Below are 13216 nucleotides of genomic sequence, written 5' to 3' on the forward strand. Positions count from 1 at the left end.
GCTGTCCGGTTCGGCCCGGTCCCGGTAGGCTCCCCCGGTGCGCGGAATCCTACTCGCCGGTGGCACCGGATCCCGGCTCTGGCCGATCACCAGGGCCGTGTCCAAGCAGCTGATGCCGGTCTTCGACAAGCCGATGGTCTACTACCCGCTCTCCACGCTGGTGATGTCCGGCATCTCGGAGATCCTGGTGATCACCACGCCCGAGGACCAGAGCCAGTTCCAGCGGCTGCTCGGTGACGGCAGCCAGTTCGGCCTGCGGCTGGAGTACGTCGCCCAGGCCCGCCCGGAGGGCATCGCGCAGGCGTTCGTGCTCGGCGCGGACTTCATCGGCGACGAGTCGGTGGCGCTGATCCTGGGCGACAACATCTTCCACGGCGTGGGTCTGGGCCGGCAGCTCGCCGCGCACGGCGACCTGGTCGGCGGGCGGGTCTTCGCCTACCCGGTGGCCAACCCGGAGGCGTACGGGGTGGTCGAGTTCGACGCGGACGGCAAGGTGCTCTCGATCGAGGAGAAGCCGGAGCGGCCGAAGTCCCGGTACGCGGTGCCGGGGCTGTACTTCTACGACAACCGGGTCGTGGAGATCGCCCGCGACCTCAAGCCCAGCGCGCGCGGCGAGCTGGAGATCACCGCGGTCAACGAGGCGTACCGGGAGACCGGCGAGCTGTCGGTGACCGTGCTGGACCGGGGCACCGCCTGGCTGGACACCGGCACGTTCACCTCGATGATGCAGGCCGCCGAGTTCGTCCGGGTGATCGAGGAGCGGCAGGGCATGAAGATCGGCTGCGTCGAGGAGGTGGCCTGGCGGGCCGGCCTGATCGACGACGCGCAGCTGCGCGCCCTGGCCGAGCCGCTGACCAAGAGCGGCTACGGCGACTACCTGCTCGGGCTGCTGGCCGAGCGGGACGGCCTGGCGGTGCCGCGGTGAGCGCGCTCGGCGGCCCGGCCCGGCGGACGGCGGTGGCCCGGTGAAGATCCGGCCGTTGGGCATCGAGGGCGCCTGGGAGATCACCCCGCAGCAGCACGGCGACCCGCGCGGGCTGTTCATGGAGTGGTACCGCTTCGACCGGCTCGCCGAGGCGGCGGGGCATCCGCTGCGGCTGGCCCAGGGCAACCTGTCGGTCTCGGCGCGCGGCGTGGTGCGCGGCATCCACTTCGCCGACGTGCCGCCCGGCCAGGCCAAGTACGTCACCTGCGTGCGCGGCGCGGTGCTCGACGTGGTGGTCGACCTGCGGGTCGGCTCGCCCACCTTCGGTCGCTGGGAGGGCGTGCGGCTGGACGACGTGGACCGGCGCGCCGTCTACCTCGGCGAGGGGCTGGGGCACGGGTTCTGCGCGCTGACCGACGACGCGACGCTGAGCTACCTCTGCTCGACCACCTACAACCCGACCGGCGAGCACGCGGTGCACCCGCTCGACGAGGAGCTGGGCATCGAGTGGCCGGTCGAGGCCCCGCAGCTGTCGGCCCGTGACGCCGCCGCGCCCACGCTGGCGCAGGCGCGCGAGAGCGGCCTGCTGCCGGACCACGCCACCTGCCGGTCGTACGTGGCGAGCCTCGGGGCGGACGGTATGCCGCAATCGGCCGGGAATTGACGGCCACGCGGACCACGACCTGTGGTGTGACAGTGACGAACGGGCCCTCCGGGCGGCTAATGTCTCATCATGGAGCGGCGAATCTTCGGCCTCGAGACCGAGTACGGCGTCACCTGCACCTATCGGGGGCAGCGGCGGCTCTCCCCTGACGAGGTCGCCCGGTACCTCTTCCGCCGGGTGGTGTCCTGGGGCCGGTCGAGCAATGTGTTCCTGCGCAACGGCGCCCGGCTCTACCTCGACGTCGGCTCGCACCCGGAGTACGCCACCCCGGAGTGCGACTCGGTGGTCGACCTGGTCGCGCACGACCGGGCCGGCGAGCGGATCCTGGAGGGGCTGCTCGTCGACGCGGAGAAGCGGCTGCACGACGAGGGCATCGCGGGTGAGATCTACCTGTTCAAGAACAACACCGACTCGGCCGGCAACTCGTACGGCTGCCACGAGAACTATCTGGTTTCCCGGCACGGCGAGTTCGGCCGGCTGGCCGACGTGCTGATCCCGTTCCTGGTCACCCGGCAGCTGATCTGCGGCGCGGGCAAGGTGCTGCAGACCCCGCGCGGCGCGGTCTACTGCCTGTCCCAGCGGGCCGAGCACATCTGGGAGGGCGTCTCCTCGGCGACCACCCGCAGCCGGCCGATCATCAACACCCGGGACGAGCCGCACGCCGACGCCGAGCGCTACCGCCGGCTGCACGTCATCGTCGGCGACTCCAACATGAACGAGGTCACCACGCTGCTGAAGGTCGGCACCGCCGACATCGTGCTGCGGATGATCGAGGCCGGGGTGGTGATGCGCGACCTCACCCTGGAGAACCCGATCCGGGCGATCCGCGAGGTGTCGCACGACATCACCGGCCGGCGCAAGGTGCGGCTCGCCTCCGGCAAGGAGGTCAGCGCCCTGGAGATCCAGCAGGAATACCTGGCCAAGGCGATTGAGTTCGTCGAGCGGCGCGGCGGCGACCAGACCGCGAAGCGGGTGGTGGAGCTCTGGGGCCGGGTGCTGCGCGCGGTGGAGACCGGCGACCTGGAGCCGGTGGCCCGGGAGATCGACTGGGTCACCAAGCTGCGGCTCATCGAGCGCTACCAGCGCAAGCACGACCTGCCGCTGTCCCACCCCCGGGTGGCCCAGATGGACCTCGCCTACCACGACCTGCGTCGCGGCCGGGGCCTGTACGGGCTGCTGGAGCGCCGCGGCGAGGTCGACCGGGTGGCCACCGACCCGGAGATCTTCGAGGCCAAGGAGACCCCGCCGCAGACCACCCGGGCCCGGCTGCGCGGCGAGTTCATCCGGCACGCCCAGGAGAAGCGGCGCGACTTCACCGTCGACTGGGTGCACCTGAAGCTCAACGACCAGGCGCAGCGCACCGTGCTGTGCAAGGACCCGTTCCGGGCGTACGACGAGCGGGTCGAGCGGCTGATCGCCAGCATGTGACCGATAGCCCGGCCCCGGCTGCGGTGACCGCCGTCGGGGCCGGACAGGTACGCTGACCGCGCCATGACGACTTCCGAACCTCCCGAGAGCGGCCGGGCGCGGCAGAACTGGGTCGAGCGCCGCCGCGAGAAGATCCGCGCCGAGATCGAGCGCAACCGCCGCGGCGAGTACACGGTGCCGACGTGGGTGCTGGCGGTCGCGCTGGTGGCGATCGTCGGCGCCTGGCTGGCCCTGATCTTCCTCGTCTGATCCCGGCCGACGCCCGCCACCGCTGACCCGGTCGGGCAGCGGATGGCCGGGCCGGGTCGGCTCCACGGGTACCCGCCCGACGCCGTCGTGGCGGGCCCGTCCGGTGCCGCGACCACGCGGCCCGCGCCGCCCGCCGGGCGCCACGCGGACCCGGGCGAGGGGGACAGGCCGGCCAGGCCCGCTGAGCGGCGCCGGCCGCGCGCGGGTCAGCCGGGGCGGCCGGCGAGGCGGGCGGCGTGCCGGCCGGCCGCGGCGGCGGCCAGGAAGTAGGCGTGGTCGGCGTCCAGGCCACGGCCCATCGTGGACAGCGGCACGGAAGTGGCGCGCAGCGCGGCGTCCAGCCCGTCGGTGGGCACCCGGACGATCTTGTGCCGGGCCGCCAGCGGAGCGAGCGCGGCGTCGACCTCGGCGGCCAGCGCCGGGTCGAGCCCGTCGGGCACCACCAGCTCGGCGGGGGCCAGCGCCACCCGGCCGTACGCGGTGAGGCTGTGGTGCGACACGCCCCGGTGCCGGGGGCGTGGGTCGGCGGCGGAGATCCGCAGCGACCCGACGGCGCGCCCGCCCAGCGCCGCGATCGCGTTGACCGCCTCGCCGACCGCCACCCCGGAGAAGCCCCAGCGGGTGCCGGTGCCCAGGTTGCCCGGCCCCTGGGCGACGATCGCCAGGTCGGCGCGGAGCACGTGCCGGGCGGCGAGCAGCCCGCTGTGCAGGGTGGCCGCCTCCAGGTCACCGCCGAACGCCTGCCCGACGCTGACCGTGCCGGCCAGTTCGTCGCGCAGGCCGGCGAGGGTGCGGGAGAACCAGGCGGGCAACGCCCCGCCGTCGGTGAGCAGGTACGCCACCCGCGCGTCGGGGGCCTCCGCGCGGATCCCGGCCAGGATCGCCGGCAGCGCCGAGTGCAGGTCGGCGGTGACCACCGGCAGGCCGGCGACGTCCTCGGCCGCCGCGAGCACCGCCCGGTGCGGTGAGGCCTCCTCGTCCACGCCGAGCAGGATCGGCTGCAACGGGGTGTAGCGGGCCTTGACCAGGTGCCCGGCGTCGCGGCTGTCCCGTGCCTGCGGCGGGTCCGGCGGCAGCCGGTCCGGCAGTGCCACCACCAGCGCGTACCCGCCGGTGCCGAGGCCCATCAGCAGGGCGCCGGCGTTGAGCAGCACCCGGTCGCCGGGCTCGGGCCGGCCGACCAGGTCGGGGTAGGCCAGGGCCCGCATGGTGCCGCCGTCGGCCAGTTCGACGTCGAGCTCGACCGCCCCGGCCCACTGCCGCCGCAGCGCCGTCACCGTTCCCGACCGCCATCGCACCATGCCCGGCACGCTAGCGGGCGCGGTCGCCGCCCCCGCCGCCCGGGGCGGATCACGGCGCCCCGGGCCGGGTGCGGCCGCCGGGGCGGCGGTGTCCGGGCGGGCGGTCGGGGACCGGGTCAGGGCGCGGCGGGCGGGTCCGCCGGACCTGGCCGGGCCCGCCGGACGGCGCCGGGCAGCGACCGGGTCGGGTCGAGGAACACGTACCGGATCTCCGGGTAGCGGCCGGTGAGCCGGCGCTCGGCCGCCTCGGCCGCGGCCTCGATGTCCGCGCCGGTCGCCGCGTCGTCGAAGTCGACCTTCGCGGCGACCAGGATGTCGGCCGGCCCGAGCTGCATGGTGAGCAGCGTGTCGATCCGCTGCACGGCGGGCACCCCGGCCAGCTCGGCCTCGATCTCCCGACCCAGCCGTTCCGGCACCGCCCGGCCGACCAGCAGCGACAGGTTGCGCAGCGCCAGGTTGACGGCCACCACCAGCAGCAGCACGCCGATCAGGATCGAGGCGATCCCGTCGTAGAGCTCGTCGCCGGTCAGCTCGGACAGCGCCACCCCGGCGGCGGCCAGCAGCAGCCCGACCAGGGCGGCGCTGTCCTCCAGGAAGACCGCCCGGACCGTGGTGTCGCCGGTCAGCCGCAGGTAGCGCAACGGCGTGGTGCGCCAGCGCCGGGACTCGGCGCGGACCTGGCGGGCGGCCCGGGCCAGCGAGACCGATTCGAGGACGAACGAGACCGCCAGCACCACGTACGAGGCTAGGTAGTCGCCGCTGTGCTCGTGGACCAGGATCGTGGTGACGCCGTGGGTGATGGCGAAGCCGGCCCCGGCGACGAAGGTGAACAGCGCGGCCAGGAAGGCCCAGACGTAGCTCTCCTTGCCGTAGCCGAACGGGCGCCGGGCGTCCGGCGGCCGCGCGCCACGGCGCAGCGCCAGGAAGAGCAGCACCTCGGTGGTGGTGTCGGCGACCGAGTGGATCGCCTCGGAGAGCATCGCCGCCGAGCCGGAGATCAGCCCGGCGACCAGCTTCGCCGCCGCGATGGCGAGGTTGGCGGCGCCGGCGACGACGACGGTGCCGACGCTCTCGGTCCGGACGGTCCGCGCGGCCACCAAATCACCCTATGGCGGGCCGGCGCGTACCGCCGGGCGACGCGGCAGTCGGCCGCCGGCCGGCCCACGGCGCGTGGGTGCGCGTTCCCGGGGCGCGGGCTGCTAGCGTTACCGCGTGTCGCGGACCCGCACCGAACGCCTGGTCAACCTGGTGATCTGCCTGCTGTCCACGCGACGGTTCCTGACCGCCGCGCAGATCGCCGCGACCGTGCCCGGCTACGAGCACGACCCGGACGACGCCCGCGACCACGAGGCGTTCCAGCGCAAGTTCGAGCGGGACAAGGCCGAGCTGCGGGAGCTGGGCGTACCGCTGGAGACCGGGACGGCGAGCGTCTTCGACGCCGAGCCCGGCTACCGGATCGCCCGCCGGGAGTACGCGCTGCCCGACATCCCCCTGGAACCGGACGAGGCCGCCGCGGTGGGCATCGCCGCGCGGCTGTGGCAGCACGCCGGGCTGGCCGCCGCCGCCTCCTCCGGGCTGGCCAAGCTGCGCGCCGCCGGCGTCGACGTGGACCCGCAGGCCACCCTCGGCCTGGAGCCGATGGTCACGGTCGACCCGGCGTTCGCGCCGCTCACCGCCGCCGCCCGGGACCGCCGCGAGGTCACCTTCGACTACCGGGTGCCGGACCGGGACTCACCCGGCCGGCGCCGCCTCCAGCCGTGGGGCGTGGTCTGCTGGCGCGGCCGGTGGTACGTGGTCGGGCACGACCTGGACCGCGCGGCCACCCGCTGCTTCCGGCTCTCCCGGGTGGTCGGCGCGGTCCGGGTCACCGGCCAGCCGGGCGGCTACCAGCCGCCGGCCGGGGTCGACCTGATCAGCCACGTGGCCCGCTGGTCCGGCCCGGTGGAGCGGGCCGGCCGGGCCACCGTGCTGGTCACCCCGGGCCGCGCCGCCGGGCTGCGCCGCTGGGCGGTGAGCGTCACCGCCGGCGATGACGCCGACCGGCTGGTGCTGCCGTACGCCGACCCGGACTCGCTCGCCGGCCAGCTGACCGGCTACGGCCCGGACGTGCGGGTGCTCGACCCGCCGGAGGTGCGCGAGGCGGTCATCCAACGGCTCAAGGAGATCGCCGCCCGGCACGACGAGCTGGCCGGCGCCGGAGGTGCCCGATGACCCGCCCGGCCGCCCGGGGCGGCTCCCGGGCCTCGGCCGACCGGCTGGCCCGGCTGCTCAACCTGGTGCCCTACCTGCTGGCCCGCCCGGGCATCGAGATCGCCGAGGCGGCCGGTGACCTGGGCGTCACCGAGCGGCAGCTGCGCGAGGACCTGGAACTGCTCTGGGTGTGCGGGCTGCCCGGCTACGGGCCCGGCGACCTGATCGACATGGCCTTCGACGGTGACCGGGTCACCATCACCTACGACGCCGGCATCGACCGGCCGCTGCGGCTCACCCCGGACGAGGCGCTCGCCCTGGTGGTGGCGCTGCGGATGCTCGCCGAGACGCCCGGCGTGGCCAACCGGGAGGCCGTGGAGCGGGCCCTCGCCAAGATCGAGGACGCGGCCGGCGACCTGGTGGCCGCGCCCGTCGAGGTCCGGCTGCCCGCCGACACCCGCCGGGTGCAGGAGCTGCGGGCCGCCGTCGAGAGCGGCCGGGCGCTGCGGATCACCTACTACACGGCCGCCCGGGACGAGACCACCGAACGCGTGGTCGACCCGCTGCGGATGCTGATGGTCGGCGGCCGGGCGTACGTGGAGGCGTGGTGCCGCCGGGCGGAGGCCGTCCGGCTGTTCCGGGCCGACCGGATCGACGCGGTCGCCGAACTGGACGAGCCGGCCGTGGTGCCGCCGCAGGCCCGCCCGCACGACCTCACCGAGGGCGTGTTCCGGCCCTCGCCGGACCTGCCGCTGATCACCCTGCGGGTCGGCCGGAGCGAGCGGTGGATCACCGAGTACTACCCGTGCGAGAGCGTGGAGGCCGGCGACGGCGACCAGTGGCTGGTCTCGCTGCGCGTCACCGACCTCGGCTGGGCCCGCCGGTTCGTGCTCGGCCTGGGCCCGGAGGTCACCGTGGTCGCCCCGGTCGAGCTCGCCGAACAGGTGCGCGCGGCGGCGGCCGCCGCGCTCGACGCGTACGCCACCCCGGCGCCGGGCCCCGCGCCCGCGCAGCCGGCCGGCGGACCCGACACTCCGGCGGCGCCGTCCGCCGGTCCGGCGCTGACGGCGGGCGCCCAGTAGGCTGACCGCCGTGGTGACGTGGATCGTGCTCGCGGTGGTGCTGGTCGCGCTCGTCGGGTTCGCCCTGGCCGTCCGGACGGTGCTGGCCCGGCTGCCCCGGCTGCGCCGCGCGGCGCTGGCCCTGCAACGGCGGGCGACCGAGGCGGAGACGCTGCGGGAGAGCGCCGAGAGCCTCCAGCAGCGGGCCGAGACGATCCAGGAGCAGCTCGACACCGCCCAGCGCCGGATCGAGCTGATCAAGGCGAAGCGCGGCGACTGATCGACCGCCGTTGTCGTCCCTGCGCGATCCGGTCGGGTTGCGCGCAGGAACGATCGGGCGTGGGCGGTTGACGGGACACGCGGGGTTGGTCAAGACTTCACCGGCCGGGCCGAACCACCGCCGCCCGGCGGGTGGCAACGGCCTACGACGCACGTACGATGGGCTGCGACACACCCCTTGCCAGACACACAGAGCGACTGGAGCTTCCCATGGGTGCCCTCAAGCCGTGGCACATCGCCGTACTCGTGGTCGTGCTGATCCTGCTCTTCGGCGCGAAGCGGCTCCCCGACGCGGCCCGCTCGCTGGGCCGCTCGCTGCGGATCATCAAGGCCGAGACGAAGAGCCTGCAGGACGACGACCGCGACCTGGCCGAGAAGGCCGACGCGCAGGCCGGCTACCAGCCGCTGCCGCCGCAGGTCGGGCAGCAGGCCCCGCAGCAGGCGCCCTACCAGGCCCCGCCGCAGCAGCAGCCGGTCGTTGACCCGGTGCACCGCGTCCGCGACAACTGACCGAGGGGCCCGACACCGTGGCCTTCGCTCTCCGTAAGCGCGGTCCGAGCAAGTTCGCCCGGGCCGCCGACGGCTCGATGACGCTCATCGAGCACATCCGTGAGCTGCGCGACCGGCTGTTCCGCGCCTCGCTGGCGATCGTGGCGGGTCTGATCGTCGGATTCTGGCTCGCCCAGCCGGCCTTCGATCTGTTGAAGGAGCCCTACTGCAAGCTGCCGGGCGCCACCGACGCGCTCGGCCAGTGCCAGCAGTTCCTGCAGCTGTCGCCGGCGGACGGGTTCATCCTGAAACTGAAGCTGGCGCTCTGGATCGGCCTGATCATCGGGGCGCCGGTCTGGCTCTACCAGCTCTGGGCGTTCATCGCGCCCGGCCTGCACCGCCACGAGCGCAAGTGGGCCTACGTCTTCGTCTCGATTGCGGCCCCCTTGTTCGCCGGGGGCGCCGTGCTCGCCTACCTCGTCGTGGACAAGGGGCTGTCCTTCCTGATGGAGTCCGGCGTTACCGGGCTATCCACGCAGCTTGAGGTCACCCGATATATCTCGTTCGTCACCAACATGATTCTGCTGTTCGGAGTGGCGTTCGAGTTCCCGCTGATCCTGCTGATGCTCAACTTCACCGGGGTGGCGAGCGCCCGGCGGCTGCTCAGCTGGTGGCGAGCCGTGATCTTCATTTGTTTCGCGTTCGCGGCGATCGCCACTCCGGACCCGGGACCGTTCGGCATGACATTGCTGGCGCTCTCGTTGTCCCTGCTCTACTTCCTCGCTATCGGAGTCGCGTTCCTCAACGACCGACGGCGGGGGCGTGGCAAGGAGGTCTACGCCGGCATAGCCGACGACGAGGTGTCGCCGTTGGAGTTCGACCGTGAGCCGGTGGAGGCCGGGGAGCGGGTCGACGCCTCCGCGCCGATCACCGCCCCGGAGCCGGTCGCCGCGCCGGCCCCGATCGACCGCCGCTACGACGACATGACGTGACCCTCGGTGGCCGCTCCGGCACCCGCCGGAGCGGCCGTCCGACACGCCGACCAGGAAACGCCGCCCCGGGTGGGCGGCGTTCGTCATGCCGGTAGGTTGCACGCCGTGACCGCAGACGATCACCCCTCCGTGGCCCCCGACGGTCCCGTCGCCGTGTTGGCCAACCCGACCGCCGGCCGGGGGCGGCACCGGGGGCTGCTGCCCGGGCTGCTGGACCGGCTCTCCGCCGTCGGCCGGCCGGTGCGGCTGCTGGAGGCGCAGAGCGCCGACCAGGCCGAGGCGGCCTGCCACGCTGCGGTCGCCGACGGGGTGGCCGCGCTGGTCGCGGTGGGCGGCGACGGCACCGTGCACCGGGCGCTGCAGGCGGTGGCCGGGACGGCGATCCCGTTCGGCCCGGTGCCGGCCGGCACCGGCAACGACTTCGCCGTCGATACCGGCTACCCGGCCGACCCGCTCGCCGCGGTCGAGGTGATCGCCGACGCGTTGCGCGCCGGCCGGACCCAGCCGGTCGACCTGGCCCGGCTGACCGGCGCGGACGGCACCCGCCGGTGGTACGGGGCGGTGCTCGCCGCCGGCTTCGACGCGATCGTGAACGAGCGCGCCAACCGGATGCGCTGGCCGCGCGGTCCGCGTCGGTACGACCTGGCGATCCTGATGGAGCTGGCCCGGCTGCGGCCGCGCCGCTACACCCTGCGCCTCGACGGCGAGCCGCAGGAGGTCGACGCGGTGCTGGTGGCGGTCGGCAACGCGCCCAGCTACGGCGGCGGCATGCGGATCTGCCCGGCCGCGGACCCGACCGACGGGCTGCTCGACGTGGTGGTCGGCGGGCGGTTCGGCCGGCTCACGCTCATGCGGGTCAAGCCGCGCATCTACCAGGGCACCCACGTGCAGCACCCGCTGGTGCGCAGCTACCGGGCCCGCGAGGTGGAGCTGGCCGCCGAGGGCATCACCACGTACGCCGACGGGGAGCGGGCGCTGGACCTGCCGGTCACCGTCACGGCTGTGCCGGCGGCGCTGCGGCTGCTGCGCTGACCCGGACCGCGCCGACGCTGGCCGCGATCACCAGCCCGATCGCCAGCACCTCCGGCACGCTGAGCGCCTGCCGCAGCACCAGCCAACCGGCGAGGGCGGCGATGGCCGGGCCGAGGCTCATCAGCACGGCGAAGGTGTGCGTGGGCAGCCGGCGCAGGGCGAGCAGTTCGAGGGTGTACGGCAGCACCGAGGAGAGCACGGCGACCGCGCTGCCGAGCGCCAGCACCGTCGGGTCGAGCAGGGCCGGGCCGGCCCCGAGCAGCCCGGCCGGCAGGGTGAGCAGCGCGGCGACGGCCAGCGCCAGGGCCAACCCGTCGGCGCCCGGGAAGCGCTGGCCGACCCGGGCGCTGAGCACGATGTACGCCGCCCACATCACACCGGCCGCCAGCGCCAGGCCGGCGCCGACCGGGTTGAGGCGGTCGAAGCCGCCCTGCCCCAGCAGCGCCACCCCGACCGCGGCGAGCCCCGCCCAGCACCAGCTGGCCACCCGGCGGGCGGCCAGCACGGACAGGGTCAGCGGGCCGAGCACCTCCAGGGTCACCGCCGGTCCCAGCGGGATGCGCTCGATGGCCTGGTAGAACAGCGAGTTCATGCCGGCCAGCGCGACCCCGAAGCCGGCGGCCGCCGCCCAGTCGCCGCGGCCGTACCCGCGCAGCCGGGGCCGGCACACCGCGAGCAGCAGCACGGCGCCGACGGTCAGCCGCAGGGTCACCGCCCCGGCCACCCCGGAGCGCGGGAACAGCAGGGCGGCGACGGCCGAGCCGAACTGCACCGACAGCGCCCCGCCCAGCACCAGTCCCACCGCCCGCAGGCCGCCGCGCGGACGCGGGGTCACGGCGGCGGGCGGGACGGGGCGCAGGGTGTCGGTCACGTATCCGACGCTAGGAGCCGGCGTCGCCGCGCGGAAATGCCGGTTCGCCCGCGCTTATGCTTGGCGGTCATGACCGTGGAGCTGCGCCACCTGCGGGCCTTCCTGGCCATCGCCGAGGAGGGCAGCATCACCCGGGCCGCCGCCCGGCTGCGGCTCACCCAGCCCGCGCTCTCCCGCACGCTGCGCCAGCTGGAGACCCACCTCGGGGTACGCCTCGCCGACCGCTCCACCCACCACCTGGCGCTCACCGCCGCCGGCCGGGCGTTGCGCGACCGCGCCGCCGCGGCGGTGGCCGCCGTCGACGACGTGCTCGACCCTGCCCACCTGGGCGGACGGTCGATCCGGCTCGGGCACGCCTGGTCGGCGCTGGGCGGGCACACCGTGGCCCTGCTGCGCAGTTGGCGGCAGCACCACCCGGGTACCCCGCTGGAGCTGCTGCGCATCGACGAGCGCACCGCCGGGCTGGCCCGCGGCCGGGTGGACGTGGCCGTGCTGCGCCAGCCGGTCGACCTGCCCGGGGTGCGGACGCTGCGACTGCTCGACGAGCCGCGGCTGGCCACCGTACCGGCCGACAGCCCGCTCGCCGGCCGGGCCGTCCTCCGCCTGGCCGACCTGGTCGACCAGCCGATCGCGGTGAACGCCGCGACCGGCACCACCACGCTGGAGCTGTGGCCGGCCGGCCGGACGCCCGCCACGGTGGTGCCGGTGGCCAACACCGACGACTGGTTGGCCGCGATCAGCGCCGGCCGGGCCGTCGGGGTCACCACCGCGGCGACCGCGGCGATGTATCCGAACCCGGCGGTGGCGTACCTGCCGCTGACCGACGCGCCCGCGGTCACCGTGCTGCTGGCCTGGCGGGAACCGCCCAGCCACCCCGCCGTCGCCGACCTCGTCGCGCTGGCCCGGGACACCGTCCGCGGCTGAGCCGCCGCCCGAGACCGGCTCAGCCCGGCAGGGCCAGGTCGAGCACGGCGCCCAGGCCGTTCTCCCGGCCGGCGTCGGCGGCCGGGAGAACCAGCACGGCGCAGCCGGCCCGCACCGCCCCCGCGTCGGTCGGGGTGTCGCCGACCATCAGCGCCTGCTCGGGGTCGACGCCGAGCATCCCGCAGGCGCGTAGGAAGATGCCCGGGTCCGGCTTGCAGCGCCCCACCTCGTACGACAGCACGAACGCGTCGACCAGGTCGGCCAGCCCCCACGCCTCGAAGTGCGGTCGGATGTCGAAACCGATGTTGCTGACCACGGCCACCCGCACCCCGGCCTCGCGCAGCGCGTCGAGGGTGGGCCGGGTGTCCGGGTAGGGGACCCAGCCCTCGGGGACCAGCACCCGCTCGTAGAGCGCGTCGGCGAAGCCGTCGATGCCCGCGTCGACCAGCTCGGCGAGCCCGGTGTACGCGCCGCGGTGGGCGTGCGGGTAGAGGTCGCGGTCGGCCCAGAGCTCGGCCAGCCGGGGCGGCACCCGGGTCGGCAGCGGGCCGCCCGCCCGGCCGGCGGTGAGCAGCCGGTCGGCCAGCGCCGTCGCCCGGGCCCGCTCCAGGGTGACCCCGCACGTCGTGGCCGCCGCGAGCACCCACTCGCGGGCCTCCTCCACCTGGGCCAGGGTGCCGTGGAAGTCGAACAGGACCGCCTTTACGGGCCGGCGGGACGCCCTCGGGCCGCCGGCGGCGGCGCTGCCCGGGGCGGGTGTCTGGGGCGGTTCGGCATGGTCCGGCACGTGCTGCACCCTACCGACCGGCTC

General features: G+C 75.2%; 15 protein-coding genes. 11 read left to right on the forward strand and 4 right to left on the reverse strand.

All coding sequences use genetic code 11. The features are described from left to right. The first annotated feature begins 37 nt into the window (after positions 1-37). The 4 genes from rfbA (at position 38) to ACVCAH_RS14490 (ending at position 3266) form a co-directional block, all read left to right on the forward strand. Positions 38-925 (forward strand): glucose-1-phosphate thymidylyltransferase RfbA, encoded by an 888-nt coding sequence (rfbA, locus tag ACVCAH_RS14475; RefSeq protein ID WP_447136631.1) that lies wholly within the window; start codon positions 38-40, stop codon positions 923-925. 40 nt (positions 926-965) lie between these two features. Then, entirely contained in the window at positions 966-1589 is a 624-nt protein-coding gene (locus ACVCAH_RS14480) for a dTDP-4-dehydrorhamnose 3,5-epimerase family protein (protein WP_447136632.1), read from the forward strand. A gap of 69 nt (positions 1590-1658) precedes the next feature. After that, entirely contained in the window at positions 1659-3017 is a 1359-nt protein-coding gene (gene pafA, locus ACVCAH_RS14485; protein ID WP_447136633.1) for a Pup--protein ligase, read from the forward strand. 63 nt (positions 3018-3080) lie between these two features. Further along, positions 3081-3266, forward strand: a complete 186-nt coding sequence (locus ACVCAH_RS14490) for a hypothetical protein (protein ID WP_447136634.1) — start codon at positions 3081-3083, stop codon at positions 3264-3266. 206 nt (positions 3267-3472) lie between these two features. On the opposite strand, the gene ACVCAH_RS14495 is transcribed toward ACVCAH_RS14490, so the two are convergent. Together ACVCAH_RS14495 and ACVCAH_RS14500 are read right to left on the reverse strand one after the other, a co-directional pair. Continuing rightward, positions 3473-4567: a DUF3866 family protein gene (locus tag ACVCAH_RS14495; RefSeq protein ID WP_447136635.1), complete on the reverse strand. Its 1095-nt coding sequence runs from the start codon at positions 4565-4567 to the stop codon at positions 3473-3475. Positions 4568-4683: 116 nt separating this feature from the next. Continuing rightward, on the reverse strand, positions 4684-5664 hold the full coding sequence (locus ACVCAH_RS14500) for a cation diffusion facilitator family transporter (RefSeq protein WP_447136636.1): 981 nt from the start codon (positions 5662-5664) through the stop codon (positions 4684-4686). A 115-nt stretch (positions 5665-5779) separates the two neighbouring features. Between ACVCAH_RS14500 and ACVCAH_RS14505 the strand changes: the two genes are divergently transcribed. The 6 genes from ACVCAH_RS14505 to ACVCAH_RS14530 all read left to right on the forward strand — a co-directional run bounded on the left by ACVCAH_RS14505 (position 5780) and on the right by ACVCAH_RS14530 (position 10610). Further along, positions 5780-6778, forward strand: a complete 999-nt coding sequence (locus ACVCAH_RS14505) for a helix-turn-helix transcriptional regulator (protein ID WP_447136637.1) — start codon at positions 5780-5782, stop codon at positions 6776-6778. After that, entirely contained in the window at positions 6775-7839 is a 1065-nt protein-coding gene (locus ACVCAH_RS14510; protein ID WP_447136638.1) for a helix-turn-helix transcriptional regulator, read from the forward strand. Before ACVCAH_RS14505 ends, ACVCAH_RS14510 begins: the two co-directional genes overlap by 4 nt. A 10-nt stretch (positions 7840-7849) precedes the next feature. After that, entirely contained in the window at positions 7850-8098 is a 249-nt protein-coding gene (locus tag ACVCAH_RS14515; protein ID WP_447136639.1) for a hypothetical protein, read from the forward strand. Between the two features lie 209 nt (positions 8099-8307). After that, on the forward strand, positions 8308-8607 hold the full coding sequence (gene tatA / locus ACVCAH_RS14520; protein WP_447136640.1) for a Sec-independent protein translocase subunit TatA: 300 nt from the start codon (positions 8308-8310) through the stop codon (positions 8605-8607). 17 nt (positions 8608-8624) lie between these two features. Continuing rightward, positions 8625-9578, forward strand: coding sequence for a twin-arginine translocase subunit TatC (tatC, locus tag ACVCAH_RS14525; RefSeq protein WP_447136641.1), 954 nt, complete (start codon positions 8625-8627; stop codon positions 9576-9578). A gap of 96 nt (positions 9579-9674) precedes the next feature. After that, the gene (locus tag ACVCAH_RS14530) at positions 9675-10610 is read left to right on the forward strand and encodes a diacylglycerol kinase (RefSeq protein WP_447136642.1); all 936 of its coding nucleotides are present in this window, start codon (positions 9675-9677) and stop codon (positions 10608-10610) included. On the opposite strand, the gene ACVCAH_RS14535 is transcribed toward ACVCAH_RS14530, so the two are convergent. Then, on the reverse strand, positions 10573-11481 hold the full coding sequence (locus ACVCAH_RS14535; protein WP_447136643.1) for an EamA family transporter: 909 nt from the start codon (positions 11479-11481) through the stop codon (positions 10573-10575). The two genes, ACVCAH_RS14530 and ACVCAH_RS14535, sit on opposite strands and share 38 nt — an antisense overlap. Before the next feature lie 69 nt (positions 11482-11550). On the opposite strand from ACVCAH_RS14535, the gene ACVCAH_RS14540 reads away from it, so the two are divergent. Next, complete coding sequence (locus ACVCAH_RS14540) at positions 11551-12405, forward strand: LysR family transcriptional regulator (RefSeq protein WP_447136644.1); 855 nt, start codon at positions 11551-11553, stop codon at positions 12403-12405. A gap of 19 nt (positions 12406-12424) precedes the next feature. On the opposite strand, the gene ACVCAH_RS14545 is transcribed toward ACVCAH_RS14540, so the two are convergent. Beyond that, positions 12425-13192 carry an HAD family hydrolase gene (locus ACVCAH_RS14545; protein WP_447136645.1) on the reverse strand — a complete coding sequence of 256 codons (768 nt, stop codon included), beginning with the start codon at positions 13190-13192 and terminating at the stop codon, positions 12425-12427. Between the last annotated feature and the right edge of the window lie 24 nt (positions 13193-13216).

The organism is Micromonospora sp. LZ34, from assembly GCF_052981855.1.